Source organism: Bifidobacterium sp. N4G05 (assembly GCF_002742445.1).
In the GTDB taxonomy this organism is placed as follows: Bacteria; Actinomycetota; Actinomycetes; order Actinomycetales; family Bifidobacteriaceae; genus Bifidobacterium; species Bifidobacterium hominis.
The window spans coordinates 97,390-122,586 of sequence record NZ_NJNQ01000003.1 but is presented as its reverse complement, the minus strand read 5'-3'; the positions used below and the strand labels follow the sequence as shown (position 1 = coordinate 122,586).

23 protein-coding genes and 1 other RNA gene are annotated in these 25,197 nt (G+C 55.1%); 17 read left to right on the top strand and 7 right to left on the bottom strand.

Annotated elements, in window-relative coordinates:
- Nucleotide 1 precedes the first annotated feature (1 nt).
- The 6 genes from pgsA to CE153_RS03720 all read left to right on the top strand — a co-directional run bounded on the left by pgsA (nt 2) and on the right by CE153_RS03720 (nt 4,273).
- The gene (gene pgsA, locus CE153_RS03745; protein WP_099595164.1) at nt 2-682 is read left to right on the top strand and encodes a CDP-diacylglycerol--glycerol-3-phosphate 3-phosphatidyltransferase; all 681 of its coding nucleotides are present in this window, start codon (nt 2-4) and stop codon (nt 680-682) included.
- A 7-nt stretch (nt 683-689) separates the two neighbouring features.
- Nucleotides 690-1,256: a CinA family protein gene (locus CE153_RS03740; RefSeq protein ID WP_099595163.1), complete on the top strand. Its 567-nt coding sequence runs from the start codon at nt 690-692 to the stop codon at nt 1,254-1,256.
- A gap of 60 nt (nt 1,257-1,316) precedes the next feature.
- Nucleotides 1,317-1,829 carry a helix-turn-helix domain-containing protein gene (locus tag CE153_RS03735; RefSeq protein WP_099595162.1) on the top strand — a complete coding sequence of 171 codons (513 nt, stop codon included), beginning with the start codon at nt 1,317-1,319 and terminating at the stop codon, nt 1,827-1,829.
- Nucleotides 1,830-1,919: 90 nt separating this feature from the next.
- Nucleotides 1,920-2,153 (top strand): DUF3046 domain-containing protein, encoded by a 234-nt coding sequence (locus tag CE153_RS03730; protein ID WP_180753391.1) that lies wholly within the window; start codon nt 1,920-1,922, stop codon nt 2,151-2,153.
- A 254-nt stretch (nt 2,154-2,407) separates the two neighbouring features.
- Nucleotides 2,408-3,589 carry a recombinase RecA gene (gene recA / locus CE153_RS03725; protein WP_099595161.1) on the top strand — a complete coding sequence of 394 codons (1,182 nt, stop codon included), beginning with the start codon at nt 2,408-2,410 and terminating at the stop codon, nt 3,587-3,589.
- Nucleotides 3,590-3,592: 3 nt separating this feature from the next.
- Nucleotides 3,593-4,273 carry a regulatory protein RecX gene (locus CE153_RS03720; protein WP_099571269.1) on the top strand — a complete coding sequence of 227 codons (681 nt, stop codon included), beginning with the start codon at nt 3,593-3,595 and terminating at the stop codon, nt 4,271-4,273.
- 73 nt (nt 4,274-4,346) lie between these two features.
- Here CE153_RS03720 and rnpB read toward each other — a convergent pair.
- Nucleotides 4,347-4,709, bottom strand: an RNA gene (gene rnpB / locus CE153_RS03715) — RNase P RNA component class A.
- 177 nt (nt 4,710-4,886) lie between these two features.
- On the opposite strand from rnpB, the gene hpf reads away from it, so the two are divergent.
- Nucleotides 4,887-5,546, top strand: coding sequence for a ribosome hibernation-promoting factor, HPF/YfiA family (gene hpf, locus CE153_RS03710; protein WP_003834414.1), 660 nt, complete (start codon nt 4,887-4,889; stop codon nt 5,544-5,546).
- Nucleotides 5,547-5,759: 213 nt separating this feature from the next.
- Nucleotides 5,760-8,636 carry a preprotein translocase subunit SecA gene (gene secA / locus CE153_RS03705; RefSeq protein WP_033513099.1) on the top strand — a complete coding sequence of 959 codons (2,877 nt, stop codon included), beginning with the start codon at nt 5,760-5,762 and terminating at the stop codon, nt 8,634-8,636.
- 353 nt (nt 8,637-8,989) lie between these two features.
- On the opposite strand, the gene CE153_RS03700 is transcribed toward secA, so the two are convergent.
- Nucleotides 8,990-9,580, bottom strand: a complete 591-nt coding sequence (locus tag CE153_RS03700) for a sigma-70 family RNA polymerase sigma factor (RefSeq protein WP_099595160.1) — start codon at nt 9,578-9,580, stop codon at nt 8,990-8,992.
- A 467-nt stretch (nt 9,581-10,047) separates the two neighbouring features.
- On the opposite strand from CE153_RS03700, the gene CE153_RS03695 reads away from it, so the two are divergent.
- The 5 genes from CE153_RS03695 to CE153_RS03675 all read left to right on the top strand — a co-directional run bounded on the left by CE153_RS03695 (nt 10,048) and on the right by CE153_RS03675 (nt 14,541).
- Nucleotides 10,048-11,094, top strand: a complete 1,047-nt coding sequence (locus CE153_RS03695; RefSeq protein WP_085346507.1) for an ABC-three component system protein — start codon at nt 10,048-10,050, stop codon at nt 11,092-11,094.
- Nucleotides 11,087-11,497, top strand: a complete 411-nt coding sequence (locus tag CE153_RS03690) for an ABC-three component system middle component 2 (RefSeq protein ID WP_099595159.1) — start codon at nt 11,087-11,089, stop codon at nt 11,495-11,497. Before CE153_RS03695 ends, CE153_RS03690 begins: the two co-directional genes overlap by 8 nt.
- Before the next feature lie 14 nt (nt 11,498-11,511).
- Nucleotides 11,512-13,350 carry an AAA family ATPase gene (locus CE153_RS03685; RefSeq protein ID WP_099595158.1) on the top strand — a complete coding sequence of 613 codons (1,839 nt, stop codon included), beginning with the start codon at nt 11,512-11,514 and terminating at the stop codon, nt 13,348-13,350.
- 61 nt (nt 13,351-13,411) lie between these two features.
- A complete protein-coding gene (locus CE153_RS03680; protein ID WP_236824452.1) occupies nt 13,412-13,900 on the top strand; it encodes a hypothetical protein in 489 nt (162 codons plus the stop codon).
- 89 nt (nt 13,901-13,989) lie between these two features.
- Nucleotides 13,990-14,541: a hypothetical protein gene (locus CE153_RS03675; protein ID WP_080788820.1), complete on the top strand. Its 552-nt coding sequence runs from the start codon at nt 13,990-13,992 to the stop codon at nt 14,539-14,541.
- 72 nt (nt 14,542-14,613) lie between these two features.
- Here the strand turns inward: CE153_RS03675 and CE153_RS03670 are convergent, their stop codons facing one another.
- Nucleotides 14,614-17,097 carry a glycoside hydrolase domain-containing protein gene (locus tag CE153_RS03670; protein WP_099595157.1) on the bottom strand — a complete coding sequence of 828 codons (2,484 nt, stop codon included), beginning with the start codon at nt 17,095-17,097 and terminating at the stop codon, nt 14,614-14,616.
- A 112-nt stretch (nt 17,098-17,209) separates the two neighbouring features.
- A complete protein-coding gene (locus tag CE153_RS03665; protein WP_099595156.1) occupies nt 17,210-17,572 on the bottom strand; it encodes a hypothetical protein in 363 nt (120 codons plus the stop codon).
- A gap of 125 nt (nt 17,573-17,697) precedes the next feature.
- Between CE153_RS03665 and CE153_RS03660 the strand changes: the two genes are divergently transcribed.
- Together CE153_RS03660 and trpD are read left to right on the top strand one after the other, a co-directional pair.
- Nucleotides 17,698-17,919: a hypothetical protein gene (locus CE153_RS03660; RefSeq protein ID WP_080788659.1), complete on the top strand. Its 222-nt coding sequence runs from the start codon at nt 17,698-17,700 to the stop codon at nt 17,917-17,919.
- A 151-nt stretch (nt 17,920-18,070) separates the two neighbouring features.
- Nucleotides 18,071-19,126, top strand: a complete 1,056-nt coding sequence (trpD, locus tag CE153_RS03655; protein WP_099595155.1) for an anthranilate phosphoribosyltransferase — start codon at nt 18,071-18,073, stop codon at nt 19,124-19,126.
- A gap of 172 nt (nt 19,127-19,298) precedes the next feature.
- On the opposite strand, the gene CE153_RS03650 is transcribed toward trpD, so the two are convergent.
- The gene (locus tag CE153_RS03650; RefSeq protein ID WP_099595154.1) at nt 19,299-19,874 is read right to left on the bottom strand and encodes a hypothetical protein; all 576 of its coding nucleotides are present in this window, start codon (nt 19,872-19,874) and stop codon (nt 19,299-19,301) included.
- A gap of 51 nt (nt 19,875-19,925) precedes the next feature.
- Here CE153_RS03650 and CE153_RS03645 point away from each other — a divergent pair, with 51 nt between their 5' ends.
- Nucleotides 19,926-20,636, top strand: a complete 711-nt coding sequence (locus CE153_RS03645; RefSeq protein WP_099595153.1) for a lysophospholipid acyltransferase family protein — start codon at nt 19,926-19,928, stop codon at nt 20,634-20,636.
- A gap of 138 nt (nt 20,637-20,774) precedes the next feature.
- Here CE153_RS03645 and CE153_RS03640 read toward each other — a convergent pair whose 3' ends face one another.
- Nucleotides 20,775-22,979, bottom strand: a complete 2,205-nt coding sequence (locus tag CE153_RS03640; RefSeq protein ID WP_099595152.1) for a Stk1 family PASTA domain-containing Ser/Thr kinase — start codon at nt 22,977-22,979, stop codon at nt 20,775-20,777.
- A gap of 136 nt (nt 22,980-23,115) precedes the next feature.
- Nucleotides 23,116-24,204 carry a polyprenyl synthetase family protein gene (locus CE153_RS03635; RefSeq protein WP_099595151.1) on the bottom strand — a complete coding sequence of 363 codons (1,089 nt, stop codon included), beginning with the start codon at nt 24,202-24,204 and terminating at the stop codon, nt 23,116-23,118.
- Nucleotides 24,205-24,410: 206 nt separating this feature from the next.
- Here CE153_RS03635 and CE153_RS03630 point away from each other — a divergent pair, with 206 nt between their 5' ends.
- Nucleotides 24,411-25,070 (top strand): DUF4192 domain-containing protein, encoded by a 660-nt coding sequence (locus tag CE153_RS03630; protein WP_236824451.1) that lies wholly within the window; start codon nt 24,411-24,413, stop codon nt 25,068-25,070.
- Nucleotides 25,071-25,197 lie beyond the last annotated feature (127 nt).

Below are 25,197 nucleotides of genomic sequence, written 5' to 3'. Positions count from 1 at the left end.
TATGGAAAAGCAAGAAGAACGCAAATCATCGTTGCTTGACGGCTGGAATGAGCCGCCGAACCTTGTCACCTTCTCTCGTATCATCTTGGTCATCGTGTTTTTGGTGCTGTACGCCAAAGCTGGCGCGTGGGGCGTGGACAACGTCACCATGCGTTGGGTTGCCGCGGTCATCTTCATCATCGCGGCATGCACCGATAAGCTTGACGGTTGGATGGCTCGCAAATACAACCAAGTCACTGAACTTGGCAAGCTGATGGATCCGATCGCCGACAAACTGCTCACCTGTGGCACACTGATCGTTGCCGCCATCTTCAACGAATTCGGTAATCCGGTGCTGGGATGGGTCGTGACCGCCCTGTTCCTGATTCGTGAGATCGGTATCACCATCATGCGCTTCTTCGTGATCGACACGGGCGGCAAGGTTATCGCCGCATCCCAGGCGGGCAAGTACAAGACGCTCTGCCAGTGCATCGGTCTGGCTATGTTGATGCTGCCGATGTGGAGCTTGGCTCCGAAAGGGTTTAACGACATCCCGATGTGGATGACCGTCTACTACATCATCACGTACGCGCTGATTTATCTTGCGCTGATTCTCTGCCTGTATTCCGGCGGCGAGTATCTGGTTAATACTTTCGGCGGTCGTAAGAAGCCCGCAGACAAGACCGGAAAAGAAACCAAGTAGGGTATTCATGGTTGAATCCTTGAACCAGACGGCTGCCGCCAACCAATCGCAATGCGATGAATTGGCGACGGCCGTTCTTGCATATTGCGAAACCAATCGTTTCAAAATCGCGGCGGCCGAGTCGTTGACGGGAGGTTTGCTGGCCGATGCTTTCGTGCGTGTGCCGGGGGCGTCGAAAGTGTTTCTTGGCTCCGCCGTGACATACGACATTCGCGCCAAGGCGTCGATTCTTGGTGTGGATGCCGAGTTGTTGCGCCGAGAGGGGGCTGTCCATCCCGAAGTGGCGCGCCAGATGGCTTTCGGAACGGCGAGGCTGTACCGGCAGCGGGAGGATGGCGATTGTGTCGTCGGATTGTCGACCACCGGTGTTGCAGGTCCTGGACCTGACGGAGACAAGCCTGCGGGACTTGCCTACGTCGGCTGTTCCCTGCCGGACGGTTTTGGATCTGTTCGCTCCAGGCGAACGGAGGCTTTCGAGCTGCGCCTGCAGGGAGATAGGGAAAGCGTACGGCGTGGAGTCGTGCATTGTATTCTGCAAAAACTGAGGGAGCTTTCAGCGGATTCACAGGAATAATCTACAAAGATGAGTGTTGACCATAGTGGACAGACGTACGCACGAAAAAGGGGCTGATGAATGGAAACGATGACACTCACCGAAGAACAGAGGGAACTCAAGGCTATGGCCCCCGCAACCGCGCAGGCTGCCGGGGCTCGTGTCAGGGAACTCACACCGGCTCAGAGGCGTGCGGTGATGTTCGCGCAGCAGCAGGTGCTCCGTGCTCGTGCGGCCAAGAAAGCCAAGGACGAGCGTCAGGCCGCGTTGACGCGAATGTGGCAGGAAGAGGACTCCGAGCGTGTACGTACGCATGCTGTGCAGCATGCTCCGGAGCAGTCTGATGAGGCCAAGGAGGTTTCGTTGCGCGAGGCCATCGGTCATGTGCTGCGTGACCTGCGCACGCGAGACCATAGGACGCTTCGTGAGGTCAGCGAAAAGGCCGGTGTGTCGTTGGGGTACCTTTCCGAAGTGGAACGCGGGCAGAAGGAAGCCAGCTCTGAGCTACTGTCATCCATCGCGCAGTCCTTGGGGTTGTCCACAGCCCAGATGCTTCGCATGGTGGCTGACTATCTTGATTCCGTGACTGCCTGATTTGTGGAATATGACATGATGACGCCCGGCGATTGTTCGCTGGGCGTTTCTCTTTTCGCATATAAATCAAGTCTGTGTACACTGGGGCGCGTGCAGGAACGTGAATTTTGGCAGTTGCTTGAGGAAGTGCTCGGACGTAGCTATGGTCGATCGTTGGCGCATGATCAGGTACTTGATCGCCTTGGCGGTATGACGGCGGTCGACGCGCTCAGTGCGGGCGAGGAGCCTCGAGTGGTCTGGAATGTGCTATGCGACCAGATGGGCATCCCGGATTCCCAACGTTGGGGCAAAGATCATAACGCGCCTCCCATGCCGGTTCGTTGAGTTTTTTCGAATACAACACACCTTTTCGAACAGATGTTCGCATGTTGGGATATAGTTATCCACAGACAACAACATAAACGGGCTGTTTCCAAATTCCTCAAGTCGCGTGAGAACGTTGATTTTCCAAGGAATGTTGGTTTATGACTCGTTGGATTGCATGTCTTCCGACCACAACGGTCGTTGGATTTGCAAAAACGAATGCTGTGGCCTTACGGTGAAGCCACCATTCGTCATAGTCGGCAGAAGGAGTAGTCATGGCACAGACGAGCGCGGCAAAGGGAGCCGCACAGAACAAGTCCGCGAACGGCATCGACCCGCGTCGTCAGGCCGCGCTTGATACGGCGCTTGCGCAGGTCGAGAAGAGTTTCGGCAAGGGGTCAGCCATGCGATTAGGCGATCGTCCCGAGCAGGATGTCGAGGTGATTCCTACCGGATCACTGGCATTGGATATGGCATTGGGCATCGGAGGTTTGCCGAAGGGTCGTATTGTGGAGATCTACGGTCCGGAATCCTCCGGCAAGACCACGCTGGCGCTGCATGTGGTGGCCAATGCTCAGAAAAACGGTGGGGTCGCCGCGTTCATCGATGCGGAGCATGCGCTTGATCCTGTCTATGCGCGCAAGCTTGGCGTCGACACGGATTCGCTAATCGTCTCCCAGCCCGATAACGGCGAACAGGCGCTGGAGATCGCGGATATGCTGATTCGTTCTGGAGCGCTTGACGTGATCGTCATTGATTCCGTGGCGGCATTGGTGCCGAAGGCCGAAATCGAAGGTGAAATGGGCGACAGCCACGTCGGTTTGCAGGCGCGACTGATGAGCCAGGCATTGCGTAAGATGACTGGCGCTTTGGCTCAGGCGGGCACCACGGCCATCTTCATCAACCAGCTTCGTGAGAAGATCGGCGTGTTCTTTGGCAATCCGGAAACGACCACCGGTGGCAAGGCATTGAAGTTCTACTCGTCCGTCCGCATGGATATTCGTCGCATCCAGACCATCAAGAACGGCGACGAGGCTGTGGGCAACCGCACCAAGGTCAAGGTCGTCAAGAACAAGATGGCTCCACCATTCAAGACTGCTGAGTTCGACGTGCTGTACGGCGAGGGGATTTCCAAAGAAGGATCTGTACTTGACATGGCGTTGCAGGTCAATGTCGTGAAGAAGTCTGGATCGTGGTTCACGTATGGTGGCGACCAACTGGGGCAGGGGCGTGAGAACGTGCGTCAGTTCCTCAAAGACAACCCGGAGCTCACTGAAGAGATCGAGAATAAGGTGAAAGCCGAATTCGGCCTCATTGAGCCTACCGACCAATTCGCCGAGGATAGTGACGATGCGTCGGCGAAGGATGCCAAGGGCGAGGAAAAGGCGAAATCTGCTGCCAAGCCGGAAACGGTCAAGGGCGCGGCAAGGTCTTCCAAGACCGCCGACAAGGCATGACGTATGATCAGTGCCGAGCAATTTCTTGAACAGCAGGGCCTCCAGCCGGTATCGTCCGAGGCTGGGGGCCCTGCCCTTGCCTGCGGCGGGCGGCTGCAGGACGACCGAATCGAATCCGGCTGCGGACAGGTTTTGCGCAATGATGAAGAAGACACGCCGAAGCGTGCGCGACACGCACGACACGCAGGGCGTGTCGTGGTTGGCGTGTCGCGAACCCCTGACGATCCGAATAATCTGGATGCGTGCAGGGAGGCCGCCCTCCGGTTGCTTGATGCGGCGCCGCGTCCGTCAGGTGCGGTGAGGGAGCGACTCGTTGGCAAAGGGTACGCTCCTGAAATAGTGGACGATGTGATTGCCAGACTGATTCGGGTTCGTCTCATCGACGACGAGGCGTACGCCCAGTCCGCGGTGCGGTACTGCGCATCACGACTGATGGGGCATAGGGGAGCAGTTATGGAGCTCAAACGCAAAGGTGTAGACCGCCAGCTTGCGCAACGTGTGTGCGATGAGGCCGAATCCCAAGGCGTGTTCGCCGAGGCCGCATGGGAGCTGGGACGTCGGACGGCGAGAAAAACTGCTGGATTGGATGTCGAGGTGCGTAAAAGACGGTTCTGGAGTGCTGGTGGTAGGAAAGGCCATAATCCTGAAGTTCTGCGGGAAATCGCACAGGAATTGTTCGTCTGAAACGGCTGATTCGCATAGTGGCTATGCGGGTTTTGAACACTGTTTCGCCACGGGGATCGGTCGATGCGATAAGGGAGTGAGACCTCTTATACCCCGGGTTCTGTCGTGCCTTAGGCACGGATGGCCATCCATCTCGACCTGACGTTGCCGCCAGGCTCTAGCAGCCTACCCGAAGGCTTCGGGCGAGCAGCCCTCAAACGCCTTCTGCTTGGCCTTGCTCCCGATGAGGCTTGCCATGCGGCCGACTGTTACCAGTGGCCCGGTGGTCTCTTACACCGCCGTTTCACCCTTACCTACCGGTCGAAACCGATAGGCGGTCTGTTCTCTGCTGCGCTATCTCTCAGGTCGCCCTGGGCGGACGTTATCCGCCATCGTGCTCTATGGAGCCCGGAAGTTCCTCAACCGACGGATCGGTCGCGGCCATCAAGAGGTCTCAAACGCACTATGATAGCAAGAAAACGGACGAAAGGAAAATCAAAAAAACTTTATTTTTCTTTCGTCAACTTTTCAGTGAAATCACAATGTTGCGGCTACAATGTTGACTACCGAACAGCGAAGCAGCTGTTTGGTCCGTATATAGCGGGTAACACCGCTTGAGTCTAGGGAGGTCCACATGGAAATCGTCGTTACCGGACGTCATACGCAGATCAAGCAAAGGTTCCGTGACGTTGTCGAAAGCAAGATGAATCGTGTGACCGCTATCGCTCCGGATGCGCAGCGTGTTCAGATTGTGCTGTCGCATGAGGGCAATCCGCGTCAGGCCGATACTGCCAAGCGCGTTGAAATCACTGTCATCGCCGGTCGTACTGTGGTGCGTGCCGAGGCTTCAAGCGCCGACGAGTTCAGCGCTTTGGACATGGCTCTCGACAAGCTGACCCTCCGTCTGCGTCGCACCCGTGATCGTCGCAAGGATCATCGTCGTGGCTACAGCGATCCGGTCCCGGTCGATCTTGGCGTCGTCGAGCCGACTCCGGAAGTCGAGGAGCCGGTCGAAGAGCCGAATAACAGCCCGGCCGATGCTGTCGCCGCTGAGCTGGGTCCGGGTGAGTCCGTCGAGGTCCAGGTAGGCGACACTCCGATTGTCATCCGTCGCAAGCTGCATATCGCGGAGCCGATGACCATCGATGAGGCGCTGTATGAGATGGAGCTGATCGGACATGACTTCTTCCTGTTCGTGAACAAGGAGACCGGTCGTCCGTCCGTCGTCTACCATCGTCACGGTTGGAGCTATGGCGTCTTCGAGATCGACACCCCGGAGAATGTGGCGAAGTAAGACATGCAACGTGGTCGGATAGGGAGATAATCTGACCGAATGAGGCCCGCACAGTGTATGTGCGGGCCTCTTTTTCATGACTGCAGACGGTATGTCGAATGGTAGAAAGCCGCAACACGCTGAAAGTTACGTAAAATGGACGGTGTTTTTCGGAAATCGTTAAACAGCGACTAACCTCGGACGAGGTAACTCGCATACACAAAGGGAGTGATTGTGGTAGATATCGTTGACAAAGCTCTGCGAATGGGCGAAGGCCGACAGATCAAGAAGCTTGAGCTTGTCGCTCAGGCAACCAATGCGCTGGAAGACGAGATTGCAGCGCTCAATGACGAGGAGCTCAAGGGCCAGACCGCCAAGTTCAAGCAGCGTCTCGACAATGGCGAGTCCCTCGACAAGCTGATGCCGGAAGCCTTCGCCACCGTGCGCGAGGCCTCCAAGCGCACGCTGGGCCTGCGTCACTTCGACGTGCAGCTCATGGGCGGCGCGGCGCTGCACTGGGGCAACATCGCTGAAATGAAGACCGGTGAAGGCAAGACCCTCGTGGCGACTCTGCCGGCATACCTGAACGCGCTCGATGGCCAGGGCGTGCACGTCGTCACCGTCAACGACTATCTGGCAAGCTATCAGGCCGAACTCATGGGTCGTGTTTACCGCTTCCTCGGCATGAGCACCGGCTGCATCATCACCAACCAGAAGCCGCCGGAGCGTCGTAAGCAGTACAACGCCGATATCACCTATGGCACCAATAACGAGTTCGGTTTCGACTACCTGCGTGACAATATGGCGTGGGAGAAGTCCGATCTGGTACAGCGCGGCCACCACTTCGCCATCGTCGATGAGGTCGACTCCATCCTCATCGACGAGGCTCGTACCCCGTTGATCATCTCCGGTCCGGCCGAAGGCGACGTGACCCGTTGGTACCGCCAGTTCGCTCGTTTGGTGCTCAAGCTCACCCGTGACGAGGACTATGAGGTCGATGAGAAGAAGAAGGTTGTCGGCATTCTCGATCCAGGCATCAACAAGATCGAGGATTATCTCGGCATCGACAACCTGTACGAGCCGAACAACACCGCACTGATCGGTTACCTGAACAACGCCATCAAGGCCAAGGAACTGTTCCTGCGCGACCGCGACTACGTGGTGACCGGCGGCGAGGTGCTCATCGTCGATGAACACACAGGTCGTATCCTGCCGGGTCGTCGTTACAACGAAGGTCTGCACCAAGCAATCGAAGCCAAGGAAAACGTGGAAGTCAAGGCTGAGAATCAGACCTTTGCCACCATCACCTTGCAGAACTACTTCCGCATGTATGACAAGCTGTCGGGCATGACCGGTACCGCAGAAACCGAGGCCGCGGAGTTCATGGGCACCTACAAGCTGGGCGTGCTCCCGATTCCGACCAACAAGCCGATGATTCGTGAAGACAAGGACGATCTGATCTTCCGTACCAAGAAGGAGAAGCTTGCCGCCATCGTGCGCGATGTTGCCAAGCGTCACAAGAAGGGCCAGCCGGTGCTGCTGGGTACCGCTTCCGTGGAATCCTCCGAAATCGTGTCGTCCCTGCTTGACGTTGCCAACATTCCCCACCAGGTGCTGAACGCGAAGCAGCATGACAAGGAAGCTGCCGTCGTGGCCGTCGCAGGCCGTAAGGGCGCCGTCACCGTGGCTACCAACATGGCAGGCCGTGGTACCGATATCATGCTCGGCGGCAACGTCGAATTCCTCGCCGATGCGAAGCTTAAGTCCGAGGGCTACTCTCCGGATGACACTCCGGACGAGTACGAAAAGCGTTGGCCGGGCACCTTGGCCGAAATCAAGGAGCAGGTCAAGGACGAGCATGAAGAGGTCGTCGAGCTCGGTGGTCTGTACGTGCTCGGTACCGAGCGTCACGAGTCCCGCCGTATCGACAATCAGCTGCGTGGACGTTCCGGACGTCAAGGCGATCCGGGCGAGTCCCGTTTCTACCTGTCGCTCGAAGACGATCTGATGCGTCTGTTCAACACCCAGCTCGTGGCCCGCGTTATGGCCAAGGGTATGCCGGAAGGCGAGCCGATCGAGGCGAAGAGCGTTTCCAAGGGCGTACGCACCGCACAGAAGGCTGTGGAGTCACGCAACTTCGAAATCCGTAAGAACGTGCTCAAGTACGACGATGTGATGAACAAGCAGCGTACCGTCATCTATGCCGAGCGCCAGGCCGTACTGAAGGGCGAGGACATCCACGAGGATATCCTCAAGTTCATCGACGAGACGGTATTGAGCTACATCAAGGGTGCCAACAAGGGCTCTGACAAGCCGAAGGATTGGGATTGGGAAGGCTTGTTCAAGGCTCTGAACGCCGTGTACCCGATTGCCGTTGATTCAGAAGCAGCCAAGGATGCTGTCTCCAAGCTCAAGGGAGACAAGGCCGTCGTGGCCCTGCAGGAGCTTATCGTTTCCGACGCCAAGGACCAGTATGCCGACTTCGAAGGCAAGCTTGGTGAAGAGGGTCTGCGTCAGCTGGAACGTCGTGTCGTGCTCGCGGTTCTTGACCGCAAGTGGCGCGAACACCTGTATGAGATGGACTATCTCAAGGATGGCATCGGGCTGCGTGGCATGGGTCAGCGCGATCCGTTGGTCGAATACCAGCGCGAGGGCTATCAGATGTACAACTCCATGATCGAAGCGATCAAGGAGGAGACCATCCAGTTGCTGTTCCATGTCGATATCGATCGTGTCGCCACTACCGAAGACACCGACACTGAATCTGACGAGGATGAGGCCGTGAACGCGGCTGAAGCGGTGATGGGACTGGAAGGCGAGACCGAACCTACCGGCGAAATTGCTCCTGCCGAGCCGGAAACCGATGATGAGTCCGAAAAGACCGTCATCGACGAACTGGCCGACGAGCAGAAGAACGAACCTGGCATCGTTGGCATGCAGCCGATCAGCCACGCCGAAGGCAAAGTTCCGGCCAACAAGCGTCCGAAGAGCGCGGAATTGCACTCCCCATGGGCGGATGGCCGTACCTTCCCGGGAACTGGCAAGAACGCCCAGTGCCCGTGTGGTTCCGGTCGCAAGTACAAGATGTGCCACGGACAGAACGAGGCATGACGCTTCGCATAAGCCAAGGCGATGGCCCCGTCGGTGTGTTTCATACTGTCTGGGCCATCGCCATATCAGGGGTTCACACAGCGGATGTCATTCCCCGAAATCGATGTCGCCCATGGCCTCTGTGTCTGGAATGCGCACCTCCGGTCCGCAAATCCAGTTGAAAACAGGTCTTTTTACAAAGGGACCGAGGTCTCCATCTCCATAGCCAATACGTCCACGGCAACGGACCCACTGCCCACTGTCTTATTTGCTGTCATATCGTCTGTTTTTTCGGGTAACGCTTCGGCATCCGCCGAAACGATTTCCCGAGTATGGAGAATGCTGAAACGAATACCACGTTGCCTGCCTCCAGATTATTTCGATGCAGTCAAGTCAGAGTCACCTTGAAGCGATCGTACTTTCACAGATACGTCGCAGACTCGCCGCAGTTTCTTGATAGCAGCATTGATTTGTTTGGAAACGGCTGCACGTGAAATCCCACTACTGCGAGCTACATCGGATTGGGATAGGTTGCGGAAGTACACATTTTCCACAGCTTTCCGCTGTCCATCGGGAAGCGTCCGCAAAGCTTCAAGAACCCGACGAACGGCTTGCTCCCGTTCTTGTGCCGTCTCGTATTCGATGAGCAGCTCTTCCGGAGATAACGAATGCTCTTGCGGTTCACGGTTGATGCCGGCTATTTCCTCATACGACCATGCGCTTCCACCAACGCGATCGGAACGGTGCCAGGAGTGCGCCACACGCTCTTCGGCATTCCAGAGTTCCTGCAAAATGCATTGCGGCGCACGGAATTCCAGCTCTTCTTCGTCGCGGTGTTCAGCCGCAGCACGCAGCGCACGATCGCGTCTAATCATCGGAAGCAGTTCCTCCTGGGTAAGTTCATATGTTTCAGTAACGGATGCATTGCCCGCAATAGGGGCCTCATGCTTAAAAACAAGCTTCATGTTCTTGGGCCTTGCTCATATAAAGTTGCTCAAGACCTGCTGACGCAATATGAGACCAGCCTTGAAAACAATGAAGCGAGATGTGTCTGCCAGTTATATGCACACTGACAGACGGCATCTCGCCCGATATCGATAAGCAGGTCTCAAAACGGATTGTGAACCACAGCCAGCTTCGCCGTGGAGTAAAAATGCAGACAGCGATTACGCCATACATAAGTCACTGATATTCGAACGGCCGTTTCCGAATACGAGCCTTAGCAATAAGAATTCACGGTCGTAACTGATTTACATGTCCATCTCCTTTCGCCATTCGGCAGAGTTCCGAAACGAATGCGGCTGATTCGTCGTATACTGGCCGTAATTCCAGTAATGACAAGGCTTCATCCGCATCTGTTTTCATCGTAGGAAATTGACCTATCAGAACCGAAGACGAAATAAGACGACGTAAGGCGAGGAGGAGACGAACGATGGATAAGCCCAACGGCACATATGCTTTAGGAGTGTTCTGCACATTCGTTCGGCCCTACGTCAGTGGGGAAAGCCGCGGAATCAGCACACAGAAAAAAGGGTTCATGAAAGATTTCTTCGATGTCATCCTTGAATCAAGCGCAACAGACACATCAGACGTAAACAAAAGGCACTATTCAAAGGCGAAGACGGCAATCAATGAAGGCGTATGGGCGGGTATCAACCAAACGGATTTGGTGAAGTTCTTCAACGGATGCAGAAAACTACCGCAATGGAAGGCCTCTGAATTCTTTCAGCATCTGGATAAGGCCCGAGTGGAAAGCCTGTTTGACGATATTGGTATTGACGCGCTATCGCAGTTTCAGCGTTGTCTCGGTCAGGTGAACATCAAAGCCCCGTCAATTGACAAACTCCCATCCGCAGTGAGCACTTGGCTGTTCGAGATTTTGGAAGCGAATGCCGACAATCGTGATCTTCTGGTGGACGGCACCGCATTTCAGCCGGAATTTGAATTGCTGGATGATCTGCCGCTGGCCGAAGGACACATCTCATCAGGGAAGCTCCATCTTGGGCGTTCAGCCGTGGCATGGCGGAAATCTCCATCCCCACCAGAATCACCGGATTTCAATGTGGAAAGAACGTATCTTGCACAAATGGAATCGGCCTACGCCGAACACTTGCACAGGCAAATCCGGTCCCGAGATGATTTGCCCGACCGACAGCGCAAGGAATATGACCGGCAGCGTGGGTATTTTTACAATGCAGAAGGACTGCGGCGGAACATGAGAGATGTCATCGATGATGGTGAAACCGAGTTCCATGCGATGAAAGACGACCTCTACGATGGAGTCTGCGACGTATGCAACGAAGAATATGACGATGGGCTGGCCAGAATGCTGGCAACCTTGAACCAAGCTGCGATTCTTCCCCTTTCCGGTTCCGTCATCACCCGTTTTCCAACCATCGTCAAAGCCGCGGAGAAGAAAGGCATATGCCACATGCTGGTCAATGACACTCGACTGGAATGGGTGAGCGCCGATGAGTGATTCCCTGTTCAACACCCCGAGCGAAACCGCAACCCGTCTTACGCTATGCCTGTCCTTATTGCCACACCCTGCAACATTGGATGAAATCACGGTCATGGATTTTGCCGCAACTTACATGAAGGTCATGGGCTTTGGCAATAGTAACCTTCACGGGGACAACCCTTATGCCACAGCAGAGTATGATGCCAGGCGCAAACGTGTACGAAGAGGGCTGAACAGGCTGGTAATCATAGGTTTCGCCATCACCGAAGATGTCGGATCCAGTTATTCCGCAAGCCCGACGTGCATGCAATTCGCCAACGAATTACATGGAGAATATGTCATGGCTTATCGTCATGCCATCGAAACATTGGCGACGCTGAATTACTATTCGATAATAGAACGAATACTGGAAAGCCGGTAACCAAGATGGGGAAAATGTGGATTCGTCAAGTCAAGGCGATTCGGAACGATGGCAATGCCTCAACCATTGATTTGCAGCAGGGATTGAATTGCATCATCGGCCCGTCGAATACCGGCAAAACCGGGATTGCGAAAACGATCAGCTTCGTATGCGGCGGAAACGCCATACCATTCACGGATGTCACCGGATATGCAGGAGCATCCGTCACCTTCAGTACCGAACACGGAGAAGTGACATTACAACGCTCGTTGGCTTCGCAAACGATTCAGGTCTCTTCGACTGACTCAGATGTGGAACCGGGAGATTATACGGTCGCACGCAGAGGCAAAAACAAACGACCAATCAACTCGGTACTGCTAACAATGCTGGACGTTGATGAGGCACGAAGAATCGCAGTCAATGAGGCCTACAGAACCGTGGCCTTTACTTGGAATGCCATCCGACATTTGCTGCTTGTTCCCGAAGATCAGATCGTTCGCTCCGAACCATCGATTCTATTGCCCAAAACCACCCGCAACACAACGATGACGCAGAACCTGTCCGCTTTGCTGGTCCTCGCTCAAGATGAAACATTCAATGATGAGGCAAGACAGGAAAGTTCCGCCGAGCGCCATGCACGCAGGCAAGCGGTGGAACGATTCATCTTCAGCCAACTCGATATCATCGAGCCCCGCATCAAACAGCTTGAGCAACTTGAACGGGACGCGGCTACCGAAGGCAAAACCGTCGATAGTTATATTGAGAAACTGCGCAACACGTTACAGCAATTGGAACAACAGCGTCGAAAAACCATTGATGAAGATGCGGAACTCGTTGAACACATCAGCGCACTGCATCAGGAAAACGAGCGTCTGGACGTATTGCTCGCCCAGCGTGAAACCCTACTAGGGCAATACGATTCCGATTTGGCACGCCTTGATCTGCAGTTGCAGGCAATGCGCCATAACCGGGAACAACCTTATCCCGATGTTTGTCAGTTCTGCCACAGCACCGTCCATATCGATCCACCGAGTGAAGAAGACATTCGTGCTCGGGAAAATGAAATGTCCCGCATTCGCGAACTTCGTAATGGTGTGGCCAAGGATCAGGAATCCTTACGCCAAGCAAGAATCCAAGTGACACAGAGCATCGACGAAGCGCAAAACGCCCATCAGTCCAATATGGAACAGCTGCACCGGAATCTTGAGCCGGAGGCCCGAACAATACGACAACGACTTGATGGGCTTGCCCAGTCAGAAAGAATTCGTGCAGAATATGCCGAGCTGACTGCTTTGCGTAAAAGATTTCAAGCTACTCTTGATGGTGCCGACGAGGAAAAGGTCGATTACAAGAAATATCGGCCAAGAGAATGGTTCCACGAGGATTTCTATTATTCGATGGGTGCCACCATACGCGGAATCCTCAAGGATTCCGGCTTTTCCGGCACCGATAACGTCGGTTTCAGCCGGGAAACATTCGACATCGAAATCGGCGGATACAGCAAGGCTGAAGAGCAGGGAAAAGGATATTGTGCATTCTTCAATACGGTTATGATGCTGGCATTCCATGATTACTTGAACCGCCGTTCGGTTCATGCTCCAGGATGGTTGCTCATCGATACCCCGTTGCTGGGCTTCGACGAAGGCACGTACACAGCGAACGGTTCTCTAAGAAGCGGCCTGTTCGAGCATCTTAAACTGCAGGCGGCAAACCAGCAGATCATCATATTGGAAAACACCGATCATATCGGCGAACTGGATTTCAGCGGAAACGTCAACGTCATCACCTTCACCAAAGACCAGACTGACGGGCGTTACGGATATCTGGACGGCGTGGTCGACGTAGCGGAAAGGCCCGGCGTTGGGCGACGGTAAACATCAGGCCATGCACAGACACATCACAAAACAGCCGGATTGTTCACACGGGAAGAACATCATGCCAGAACCCAGTAAGAGCGACAGCGAGTGTATAGCCGGACTCGAACTACCGAAACAGGACAACGCACATGCACCACACCCGGTGTCGGCAGCCATTATATATGCAGGCGTGTTTACCATGACATGCGCACTGTATAGCAGCATCTTATCCGCCTGTTGGGGATTTTTACTGATAATACTTCCCGGCTATGCAATCGTTCCCTTCATAGCCCTGCTACTGACACGAAAAATCAACGCCTCATGGAATCTCTTGTGGCTTGCCGGCACCACCGCGCTCACCTACGCGATGACACTAGTAAGCATGGCAGCCTTGCTAATGCTCATACCTCCCAAAGCCACCCTATGGTTTAGCATGGTAAAAATACTGACCAACTCATTTTCAGACATACTATCGTTCCAGCTTTTCATGGGCGGGTATACAATTCCGACCATCTTCTATATCCTTGGCTTGATCTGCCGCGCATACCACAACAGCCGCAATCGGTAACAAAGAACCGGCGTTGGGCAACGGTAAAGGCGAAAATTATGCACAGACATTGCGGAACAGATACATTGAAAACATACAAGGGGGGCATCATGGCAGAGAACGACGGGAATGACAGCAAAAACAGCGGCTGCATGGCCACAGGCAAACACGATTCGGCCGGGCACGACCCGGATGTACAGGTGACGTTCGCGCAGAACTCACCGGACCAGAAGAACCCACTCATGCGGAATCCAGTGATAGCGGCCGTGATATACGCGATTGTGTTTGCTGCAATATGCGTGCTGTATACCGCTATTGGTTTATTTACCTATTTTGCGTATGTGATACTCGCCATCCCCGGTTGCATACTCATCCCCTTCGCGGCCCTGCTGTTGACGCGCAAAATCCGAACTCTGTGGAATCCTCTGTGGCTCGCCGGCACCGCTATACTCACCTACGCAACAACACTGGTCAGCATAGCGGAGGCAATAACGCTCATATCATCAAGGCTTACCTTGTGGACCGCCATCATAGAGCTACTGACTGGCTCATTTACGAATGGAATATTGTTCATAGTCTCCATGGGCGGATACAGCATCCCGACCATCTTCTACATTTTATACCTGATCTGCCGCGCATACGACAATAGACACAATCGGTAACAAAGGACCGGCGTGGGGCTGGCTTTATCGCACACATTGTCGCAAACCAGCCCCACATCGGAACCGTATCGATTAGAAGATGAACTCCGCCAATGCCGAACATGCCGCATCAATCACGGAATCAGGGGTATCGTATGAATGGGTCAGGAGCCAACATGTAAACATTTGCTGCCAATCGACACCGCGGAATGCACTTACTGCCGCCGCCTTATCACTGGCACCCATGCTCCATGCGATTCGCTTGAAACGGTCAGACAACTGGTTCGGCGCGTTATAGTAGCTGCGCATGGTCTGGGACAACAGGTGAGAGTCGCTGCCGTTACCGTTCTTAAGCGTGTCGGCGAAGTAAATGGCATCGCCATCACAGCACAGGTCGTCACGATTGCAGGTATTGCTGACGGTCTGCCATGTTCCATCCACCTGTTTGTCAAGCGTAAGCCCCTGAAGAGCGCCCTGCTGCCGATAGTTGTCGTCCGCACCTACCAAGGCTTCGGCGATGACATCAATGCTGGCCTGCGGGTTCCAATCCTTAGCTTTCTGAATGTTACTCATGGCCGAACCCAAGTCGCCCGCCCAGCCGGTCCACGTATCCGGAACGACCAGTCCATTGAGATATCCCAGCGTCGTGACGCACATATGCGACAAATCCACGCTTTCCCCATTGACATCGATCATGGACTGCCGCCACGAACCGATATAGCGATCCAACGACTTGATGATTGCAGACGCCGTAGCATCCTGTTCGAGGATTGCGGCATCCGCCTTGCGGAAACTTTCGGCTGATACCGACCATTCGATAGTTGAACCATTTCCTCCGTCGCGCAGGTAATCCTTGGACAGGTAGTTCAGCATGCATCGCCATGTCGGGACCGTCACCCAAGTTCCAGTGGTTCCACTGGCCACATAGTCCTGCCCCACCTTTCCTTGAGCGCGCAGTTCATCGAACCGTTTCTCAAGATGCCAGATCAGGTCAATCGGCCCCATCTGATCGTAGTTAGTTCCCTGATCGATGGTCGTTCCACCAGCCGACGTCTGCTTCACATAGGATACAGCAGGCATTTTGCCGGAATAGGCAACGCGGTCAAGATCCCAGCCTTGTCCCTGATAACCACTGATTTCAGTGAACTGGTCATATACCCAATTATCTGGGATCGGGAACCCCAGATTGCCGGAGAACCCGGTGGACATGTCGGACACGAACGCATAACCCGCATAACCGGCCTCGATAACGCGAGTGCAGATGTTACGGGATGCGTAAATACCGACCTTATATCCACCTCCGAGATTAGCCAAAACCGCCCTGAAATACGGCAGGATGTTACTGGTGACTTGGTCGTCAGTGGCGTCGAAGTCCACGGCAAAATAGATATGCGTCGGCGGGATGCCCAACCGCTGCGCCGCTTCACGTGCCGACTTGGCATGAGCAGCACCGTTCGCGGGCGTAAAGTGTGCCAGCTTGGTGGAGTATTCCTGAAAGATCGGGAAGAACTTCATGCCGCCCTTGGTGATGCGTTCCAGCTCGCCCGGACGAATCGCCTTGAAATAATCGGCAGGTGCCAAGCTGCTTTGCCCAGGCTCGGTCAGATACCGTCCCACGATCTGGTATCCGTTGGCCTTCAACGTTGCGAGTCGCGCATCGGTGATTTCAAAACGGGTATCGCACGCCACACAAGGCCGGTTCGGATCACCCTTGGAGGTAAGCAGGCTCATCCACGTGGTCGGATCGACGGTACCGTTCTGTGGCAACCCATATTGCCGCTGAAAGTCCGTGACCTGATCGGACAGACCAGTGTACCAGCTGGTTCTGATGACCGCCGCGATGCGGTTACACACCAAAGCCACAGTCGCCAACCAGACCCACTGCGGATTATCGCCGGTACCATTGCTGGCGCTGATGGTTTTGAGACGAGACTTAGTCCCACTACCAAAATTGCCGGTGGCCTCGCTGGGCGTAAAACCTTCGATGGCCTGAAGCACCTGGATGAGCGCCGTGTTCATTTCGCGCCCGTACAGGCCATCGGTCGGAATGATGCCCGTATAGTCACGGTACTTGTTGTTGATTTGCTGCTGCGCTTGCCGAATGGCGTTGAGGCCGCCATACGATTCGAGCAGCACGAACTGTTTCATGGATAACAGGGCACCCATGATGCCCACGTCAACGCTGGAATCGCCGCCAATGCCCATATCGGTTTTGAGATTCTTGATTGCCTTGCCGGTGCCGCCGTAGAAATGCTGGGTGATTTCGTCACTTCCGGCAGAGTATCCCTTACACCAGAGTGCTCCCTGGATGATGGAATACACGTTGGACGTGGCGGTATCGCCGGATTTCTGCTCCTGCACACCATTTGGATACCGCTGGACGAACAGACGTTGCGTGGACGGGCCGAAATTATCCGCCGTGTTCTGGATACCCAGTTCGATCTGCAATGCACGGGTCAACCCGTAAATCGTCGACCAGCCGGTCTGCCCATCCTCGGCGACCTTGTTGAAACGCGAATCACCACCGTAGGTTTGATTCAGCCATTGCTGCGTTCGCAGTACCATTTTGTCCGTCATAATTTTCTCCTTGTAGGAAAACGATGATTTTGTTCGGGCGGGCGGTTGCTCGCCTTCACTGGTACTGCCGCGACATCGCAGAATGTTAACTTCCCATCGCCATATCAGAGGTTTATGACGGAGGGAGGCCATTACTTGGATATAAGTGCATCGGCCACGGCGGCAAACGACGGAAAATGCCGGTTAACGGATGGATGATCTTCAGCTGCATGCGTGCGAACACGGCCAACGCCGCCACGCAGACGACCAGCAAGGCCCATACGAGCCAGTCGCCGTTCCATTCGGAGAAGAAACTCACCGCCATGATGAGCGATGCCAGGCCGATCGCCACCAACAGCAGCATGTAGCCGGTGGTGAGCCACTGCACGGTCGCCGCGTCGATGCCGAATTCCGGCGGCGCATGTTCGTGCGCTCGAATGTGGTGGATGATGCGGCCATGATGTTCCTTTCTTCCTGCTCGTGTGATGCTCCCCATCGCCACCGATACGGGCGACGATGGAATCCTGGTCGTCCGGCACGGCGTTTCGGCGGAGCGGAAAGTCGTGCGGTGGGACATGTCTAAAAGATGGGACGGTTTCCCGCCGTGCTCGCGCCAGGACATTGGTCCTTGGTGCCGGCGACCGCGGCAGCAAGGCTTCCGTGATTCGTTTGGCGGTCTGGCAGGCGTCGAGCAGAATGCCAATCGTGTTGGAGGTCGGTGTGCCGTGGCCGTCGTCCGGCACGCTGAAGTCCGGTGTGTCGGCGTTGTGGACGTTGCGCTCCGCGGGTTTGCTCATGATGCCTCGATATTGGTTATCTTGGATAATTACCTCGCATAACTAATGGGAAGCGCTCTGGACAACCACAGGATGGTGGGCGGAAGTTATGAATCATACCGTCATGCGGACGGGAACGGTTTACGCAATATCCGGCGGTTAGAATATGCGGCGGAAACACAATCGAAGCGCTTGGCGTGAAGCCAGGGGAGGATACTATGGCCGAGATCACATGGAAGTCGATTCTCACCAAACTGGTTGGGGGAGACCATTTGAGCGCGGAGGAATCGGAATGGTTCGTCGATGATCTGATGCAGGGTAACGCCAATCCCGCCGCCGTGGGCGCGGTGCTCGCCACGCAGCAGCAGCTCGGCCTGACCGCCGATGAGGTACGCGGCGCGGCCAAGGCGATGGTGGGGCACGCCATCCCATTGAATGTCTCCGGCGAAACTACTGACATTGTCGGCACTGGCGGTGACGGCGCTGCGACGGTGAACCTGTCTTCTATGGGTGCGGTGGTGGCTGCCGCCTCCGGAGTGAAAGTCGTGAAGCATGGCAATCGCGCAGCTTCTTCCAAGTGCGGCACCGCCGATTGCTTCGAGTCGTTGGGACTGCCTCTTGATCTGGAGCCGGAGCAGGTTGCCCAAGTCGGCAATGAGTGCGGCATCGCTTTCGCTTTCGCACGCACCTTCCATCCGGCGATGCGTTTCGTTGGTCCGATTCGTGCCGCGCTGGGAGTGCCCTGCGTGTTCAACGTGCTGGGCCCGCTGACCAATCCTGCCGCTCCGAAGCATATGGCGGTCGGTTGCGCCAATCGCAAGATGAGTCCGATTATGGCCGAAGTATATGCGGCGAACGGTCAGACCGGTATGGTCTACACCTCCAACGAAGACTTGGATGAGATGGCTCCGACTGGCCCGGTATCCATCTGGGAGTTCAAGGACGGTAAGGTCACGGAAAACGAATTTGATCCAACCGTTGAACTCGGTCTCTCCAAAGTGACCGTCGCCGACCTCAAGGGTGGTGAACCGGAGCTTAATGCCCAACTATTCCGTGACTTCCTCGCAGGCAAGGACGTACCGTTCCGTACCACCGCTCTGCTCAATGCGGCATCCGCGATTGTCGCCGATGGACATTTGGTGCCAACGGAAGCCAGCCTCGCCGATCGTTTCAAAGCGGCCTACGCCATCGCCGAAGAGACCGTCGACTCCGGTAAGGCATCTGCGTTGCTTGATCAGTGGATTGCCACCGCTCAGTCGAAGAAAAATGCCTGATTCAAGACTTTCTGATCGATATTTGCCAATAACTGAATAATAATGCGTGTGCGGCATCGAAATATCCGGTGCTGCACACGCATTTTTTGATGCGAGGCTTTCGATATGGAAAACTCGTTGCCAGGATTCTTATGATGTTCTGAAAATATGCTCGATGAAGAAAAGAGCGAAATCAGACCCTCGCGCCATCATCAAACTCATCAAAGCGAGTCTGCGAGTGTCCCTTGTGCTGCACAATAAGCCCTGCGGCGCCAACCAATGCACACAAGCCGAAAATCGATCCCAGAATCGCCGCCAACGCAGGCATGAATGCGGAAGCGATGATGCCGATGACTCCGGCGACCAGCAACGCCCAGAACACGAGTTTCGAAAGCTTGACATGTCCGATTTCGGGACTCGGAGGCACGAAATCATCTCCATAACGGTCCATCACGCTATCGGTGTCCAGCCAGCTGGAACCCGTGAAATCGCGTGGTCCACGACCTTGCGGCATATCGTCGGTGAATGTACCCTGATCCAGATCCTGAATCGATAGCAGCGCCTCTTTTTCACGTCGCTGCGCATGCTTCTCGAAACGCTTCGCATTCCGTGAGTGTTCCACGGCCTTCAAATCGTCGGCATGGGAACTGGCGAACTCTGCCCAAGCGGCATCTAGATCGTTCGCATCAGAGGAGGGAGCATTCCCTCCGCCATGCGACTCGGCATTTGGGTGTTCTTCGTCGGCATTGCTATTGTTGAGGTCAGTCATACTGATAACTTTAATCAAGCGGATGCCCATCCGCTGGGAGGACCGTGAAGAATGCTCTACTGGTTTTTCGTTAAAGGCCTAGGACCGATCGCCATCCACCGTTTGGGACCGACCACAAAAGGGCTTGAAAACATTCCTCGCGAAGGCGGTGCCATTATTGCGGCCAACCATCTTGCCGTCATCGACGACGCGCTGTTGCCGCTGACCAGCCCACGCATGATTCACTTCATGGGCAAAGCCGAATATTTCGAAGGTAAAGGCATCAAAGGCAAGTTCAAGAAATGGTGGTTCACATCCGTTGGCGTGTTCCCCGTGGATCGTTCCGGTGGTTCCAAGTCGTTGGGCGCGCTGAACCATGCCCGTGAAATCATTGAGGACGGCCACCTGTTCGGCATCCACATCGAAGGCACCCGCAGTCCTGACGGGCGTCTCTATAAAGGCCACACCGGTGCGGCGCGTCTGGCATTCGAAACCGGATGTCCGATTGTTCCGGCCGCTATCATCGGCTCCCGAGAATTGCAGAAGCCAGGGCAGGTCATTCCCAACAAAGGCAAGACCATGGTGATTTACGGCAAGCCGATCGAGGTTGAAAAAAAACCGTTGGACCAGATCACGCATGACGACCTGCGTTCGCTTACCGACCGTGTGACCATGGAGATTCAGAAGATGAGTGGTCAGGAATATGTGAACGAATACGCACAAAAAGTCAAGGAACAGCTTAAGGCGGCCAAGGAAGCGGAAGAGCAGTTGAAGCAGGACTGAATTTCGTCGTTGTCACGCAGCCGCAAAGATGGTTTGAAAGCGGAGACGGAACGCCATTAGTGAGCCCATCCGGGAAATCGGACGGGCTCACTCTGTTGTGAGGAAACACGTTGCCGGATCCGGCGATTCCCCCACGTTTTAGAACAGTGAGGAATACATTTTCAATGTGATGGTGGTCGGGGTTCCATTTTCGTCTCGGATACGTACTTCGGTGCCACCTACCGGATCCTGCGAAGCGACCTTCTTATCTTGGCTGGCGTCCAATGTGAGCTTCGAACTCACTTTGACCGTGAATCCAAGCTTCTCCAACGCAGCTTTGGCGTCAGAGGCTTTCTGACCCACATAATTCGGTAAGGTTATGGTTTCCGGTCCTTTGGAGACCACTACGTCGACGCTATCTCCCCAATGCAGCGTATTGCCGTTGCTGACGGAAGTGGAAATCACCTGGCCTTGCGGAATCTTATCGTCGAAGGATTCCGTCCAATTGGCAGTGAGTTTGAGGTCATCCATCGTCTGCTGCGCCTCATCCTTCGTCTTGCCGACAATATTAGGCATGGTTACTGGCTTTGGTCCCTGCGACACGGTGACGGTGATCGTCGTATTATGCGGCAATGTGGCACCGGGATCCACGCTTAACGACAGCAATGCCCCCTGCGGCACCTCCATGGAATACGTGTCATCGGAAGCAGTGGTCTGCTCGACATTATCGAATCCGGCCTTCTTCAACGCATTGATCGGATCCTTGCCGGATGCGCTGGTCGCGTCGAGAATGTCGGCGGGAACCGTCGCCTGCCTGACTCCCTTGGAAACCACGACCTTGACCTTCTGACCGCGACGCTTGCTGCCACGATCGCCGACATTCGCCGGATCGGTAGAGATGATATCGCCTTCCGTTATGGAATCGCTATACTTTTCCGACACTTCATATTCGATATCAGAAACCTTTAGCAGACTCTCATAGTCGCTCCATTTCACACCAGTGATGGGGCAGGCTACGGAATCGCTGCACGACATGCCATCCGGCTGAGGCATGGTCCAATAACTGCCAGGCCCCTGGTAACACCACCATGCCCAGCCGCCTGCGCCACACGTCAGAAGAAGCGCAGCCACACCTGCGACGATCAGCGGCGTACGATGCTTTTTCGAAGATTTGTCCTTTCCCGCATTGCTGTAATCGCCGTTCTGCATGGCAGGGGATTGCGGTCTCGTACTGCCGTCTGCGGTATTGACGTCTCCATCCAGCGGCAGCGAGAAGCGCGTTGTCGCCTCGGGGTCAACGTTCTGTTGTTGCACTGGCATGACGGTCGTCATGTTCGGTTTGACTCTGTCCAGCTTGCGTGTACGATCGTCGAATTGTTGCGTTGGCGGGGCCGGGGGAGTGGGTGGAGCCGGATTACCCTCATTCATCGGGGCAGCGGCATCTTCTGCTTGTGTGGTATTGGGCGATATGTTGACGTTTGCCGCGGGAAGCTTATACTGCCAATCGCTGACCGCGAGTATAGATTGCAGTCGCTGCAACTCGGCCAGTGCGGCGGAAGCGTCTGCGGGTCGTGCTTCGACCGCGCGCGCCGTGAGGTGAGCGATGAATGCAGCCACATTGGCATTGATGCCCTCACAGACGGTAACGATGCTTGGCACATCCTCGTGAACATGCTTAAATACCAATGTCACCGGATTGTTCGAAGTGAACGGCACCTTGCCTGCGAGCATTTCCCAAGCCATGATGCCTACGGAGTACAAGTCGCCTTGAGGCGTGGCCTGGTTCCTCTCAATCATTTCCGGCGCCAGATATGCGGCCGTTCCAAGCAGGATGCCAGTGGAGGAAAGCGTTGCCTGCGAAACCGTTTTGGCCAAACCGAAATCGGTGATCTGCACATGGCCGCGGTCGTTGAGCAGAATGTTCTCCGGCTTGATGTCGCGATGCACCACGCCCGCACGGTGTGCGGAAGCAAGGCCATCCAACGTTTCACCGATGATGCGTAACGTTTCACGAACGCTGAACGTGCCTTGCTGGTTCATTTCGTAGCGCAGATTTACGCCGTGAACATACTCCATGACGAGGTAGTCAAGACCGTCGAATTCGCCGGTATCATACACTTGCACGATATGCGGGTTGGCGATGGCGGCCGCGGAGCGTGCCTCGCGGTGGAAACGCTCCACGAATTGATCACGGTGCGGCCCCTGAGCCAGCTGCGTATGCATGATTTTGATGGCGACTGTGCGCCCCAAGCGCTCGTCTACCGCCTGGTACACCGTGGCCATGCCACCATCGGCGATTCTGCTGACGACCCGATACCGGCCTTCGATGACCTGACCTTCGGGGGCATGTGGAGCTTCACTCATGGTTAATTGCTGCGGTTCCTTCTTCAAAACGCTTCACGCTGAATGTTCTCATTTGTAGTCTACAAGCAGAGGTTTGCGGATTATGCAACGAACGCGCGTCCTGTCCGGATACCAGTCAGAAGACACGCGGATCTCGTCACGCATTTGCACGTACGTCAGGTACAAAACGTGCGCAAGCCTCGATGAGCGGCGATTTGCGATACTCAGAAAGATCAAGCGCATTGATAGCCGATTTCGACGCATGCCACAGATCCGCGATTCTGTTGCGGGATTGCGCGATGGCTCCCGTCTGCCCGAACAGTTCAATGGCGCGTTGCACTTGAGTCTCGGAACGCGAATCGGCTTCCCACATGTCGATAAGCTCACGTCGCTGCCCATCATCCGCAGCGTTGATGGCATCGGCGAGAAGCACGGTACGCTTGCCTTCGCGAATATCTCCGCCAACAGGTTTTCCGGTATTCCTGCTTGATCCGACAACGTCCAAAAGGTCATCCGCAAGCTGGAATGCCAAACCGAGCGGCAACCCGACCGCCAATGCTTGCCTTCGAGCATCATCCTTGCTTAAACCAGCGGCAAGCATGCCGAATTCCAGAGGGGCGATGGTAGTGTAGCTGGCGGTCTTCCAACGGAATACGTTCAACGAAGCCTCCACCAGCTCGTTCGGATCGTTCAACGGGTTGAGCTCCACCGCTAAATCAAGTACCTGGCCAACCTCGACCTCGCGATGCATATTAAGCAACGCCGCAACCACATTGGAACCATAAGTAAGCTTGGATGCGGCCTTATCCGCGATATCCACGCTCGCCGTGGCCAACATGTCGCCAAGCATGATGCCCAAACCATGGCCGATAGTCTCGCTATGCGTATTGGTGGAAAACGCACGATGCGCGGATGGCTTGCCGCGACGCAGATCGGAATCATCGATGATGTCATCATGCACCAGGGCGCCGGTCTGAAAAACCTCTACGGCACACGCCAAATCAAGTAGCGCATCGAAATCGCGTTCCAGCACATCCTCCGAAGCGAACGCGCGGAACGAATCCAACGTCAGCAAGGCGCGAAGTCGCTTGCCGCCCTCACTTGAAGTGACCGCTTGCATGGCGACCATGTCTGCGATGGGCTTGCAGGAAGAGGCAACCGAATCGTCCACATGAAGGAACGCAAAATCCTTCACTAACGAAACAATGCGCGATTCAATCTGTTCCAAATCGGAAGAGCTAGTCATACCAACAGTTATCCACAGGCGTTCGACAAGACCAAAGCTCAATGATTGCAATAGTTGCGGTACCGAAACCATTGTGCGAAACGCCGAAAGACCCATCCTCCGACCACAAGCCCCGAAAAACAGTGCATCGCCTCAGCGCATCAGACATAGTGCCATACAAGCGGCGCGCAGAGAAGCCGATCAACCATGCCAAGGAGGACAGAACAATGACAATCGACAGGACCGTACGCATCACCGGAACGGAAATGAAAGAAACCATCAACCAATTCGAACAAGATCGCCGATCGAATGGCACGCGCAAAGCGGTGCGCTCCCTCATATCAGAGGCGTTTCTCATATGGATGGACGTACTCGAACAGGCGTCGGCGGAAAATGACGAGTCATGCCGAGTAAGCGTGACACGTACCGAATGCAGCCTCGATAGGGACACGGTCATACGAATTACAGTGGGCATGGGCGAAATGCTGTCTATACGCGATGCGTTCCTCATCTCCGCCATAGTCGATGAGCAACGCGCCAGTCGGGAGTTCCTTATGGATTTCGCCGAACGACCCAAGCAGCCAAGCAATGCGCAACGTTTGGAACAGCTGCTCAGCGATGCATTCCGCGACCCATCAGCCAGACCCGATATGAAACGTTGCGACCAAGCGATCAACATGCTGTTTGACATCATCGATATGATTCCCAAACCATATCGGGCGCAGCCGTTCGCCGTAATCAGCTACATCATGTGGTGGATGGGTCAGGAAGGCGCCATAGCGGCAGCCATCAGCGCGCTCGCGATAGATGATCGGTGTTCGCTGGCGGCGATCGTATGTTCGGCGGTCGAACGGCATATCGGGCCTGCCTGGACATCGGAAACCTAAAACAACACGCCGTAAAGTGGCGTGACTTGCGCGTGAAGGCCTCATTATGCGGGAATAATCGTCCTTGCAAGATGGTTTACTCACATAGTTGACGATTTGCCCTTGCCAGAAGTGGGTCCTTGTGGTA

Coding starts and splice junctions, on each gene's coding strand:
- pgsA (WP_099595164.1), top strand. CDS start 2: ATGGAAAAGCAAGAAGAACGCAAATCATCGTTGCTTGACGGCTGGAAT.
- CE153_RS03740 (WP_099595163.1), top strand. CDS start 690: ATGGTTGAATCCTTGAACCAGACGGCTGCCGCCAACCAATCGCAATGC.
- CE153_RS03735 (WP_099595162.1), top strand. CDS start 1,317: ATGGAAACGATGACACTCACCGAAGAACAGAGGGAACTCAAGGCTATG.
- recA (WP_099595161.1), top strand. CDS start 2,408: ATGGCACAGACGAGCGCGGCAAAGGGAGCCGCACAGAACAAGTCCGCG.
- CE153_RS03720 (WP_099571269.1), top strand. CDS start 3,593: ATGATCAGTGCCGAGCAATTTCTTGAACAGCAGGGCCTCCAGCCGGTA.
- hpf (WP_003834414.1), top strand. CDS start 4,887: ATGGAAATCGTCGTTACCGGACGTCATACGCAGATCAAGCAAAGGTTC.
- CE153_RS03700 (WP_099595160.1), bottom strand. CDS start 9,580: ATGAAGCTTGTTTTTAAGCATGAGGCCCCTATTGCGGGCAATGCATCC.
- CE153_RS03695 (WP_085346507.1), top strand. CDS start 10,048: ATGGATAAGCCCAACGGCACATATGCTTTAGGAGTGTTCTGCACATTC.
- CE153_RS03690 (WP_099595159.1), top strand. CDS start 11,087: ATGAGTGATTCCCTGTTCAACACCCCGAGCGAAACCGCAACCCGTCTT.
- CE153_RS03685 (WP_099595158.1), top strand. CDS start 11,512: ATGTGGATTCGTCAAGTCAAGGCGATTCGGAACGATGGCAATGCCTCA.
- CE153_RS03680 (WP_236824452.1), top strand. CDS start 13,412: ATGCCAGAACCCAGTAAGAGCGACAGCGAGTGTATAGCCGGACTCGAA.
- CE153_RS03675 (WP_080788820.1), top strand. CDS start 13,990: ATGGCAGAGAACGACGGGAATGACAGCAAAAACAGCGGCTGCATGGCC.
- CE153_RS03670 (WP_099595157.1), bottom strand. CDS start 17,097: ATGACGGACAAAATGGTACTGCGAACGCAGCAATGGCTGAATCAAACC.
- CE153_RS03665 (WP_099595156.1), bottom strand. CDS start 17,572: ATGGGGAGCATCACACGAGCAGGAAGAAAGGAACATCATGGCCGCATC.
- trpD (WP_099595155.1), top strand. CDS start 18,071: ATGGCCGAGATCACATGGAAGTCGATTCTCACCAAACTGGTTGGGGGA.
- CE153_RS03650 (WP_099595154.1), bottom strand. CDS start 19,874: ATGACTGACCTCAACAATAGCAATGCCGACGAAGAACACCCAAATGCC.
- CE153_RS03645 (WP_099595153.1), top strand. CDS start 19,926: ATGCTCTACTGGTTTTTCGTTAAAGGCCTAGGACCGATCGCCATCCAC.
- CE153_RS03640 (WP_099595152.1), bottom strand. CDS start 22,979: ATGAGTGAAGCTCCACATGCCCCCGAAGGTCAGGTCATCGAAGGCCGG.
- CE153_RS03635 (WP_099595151.1), bottom strand. CDS start 24,204: ATGACTAGCTCTTCCGATTTGGAACAGATTGAATCGCGCATTGTTTCG.
- CE153_RS03630 (WP_236824451.1), top strand. CDS start 24,411: ATGACAATCGACAGGACCGTACGCATCACCGGAACGGAAATGAAAGAA.